The 229-nt window shown below is 74.2% G+C and carries 1 protein-coding gene; it reads left to right on the forward strand.

Going from position 1 to position 229, the window contains the following annotated elements; all coding sequences use genetic code 11:
• Positions 1-229: HAD family hydrolase (locus ACLJNW_RS29175; protein WP_410962163.1), on the forward strand; the 229-nt coding region annotated here is incomplete at both ends.

Below are 229 nucleotides of genomic sequence, written 5' to 3' on the forward strand. Positions count from 1 at the left end.
GCCCAAGCCCGCACCCGACGTCTACCTGCACGCCGCCAGCCTGCTCGGCGTCGCCCCCGAGCGTTGCCTGGTGGTGGAAGACAGCAGCACCGGCACCCGCGCCGCCCTCGCCGCGGGGATGCGGGTGATCGGCTTCGTCGGCGCCGGGCACATTCCCGCCGGGCACGCCGAGGTACTGCGCGAGCTGGGCGCCATCGCCATCGTCGAGCACATGCGCGAACTGCCGGAG

The sequence above is a fragment of the Salmonella sp. SAL4457 genome (assembly GCF_046548235.1).
Classification (GTDB): Bacteria; Pseudomonadota; Gammaproteobacteria; order Enterobacterales; family Enterobacteriaceae; genus Salmonella; species Salmonella enterica.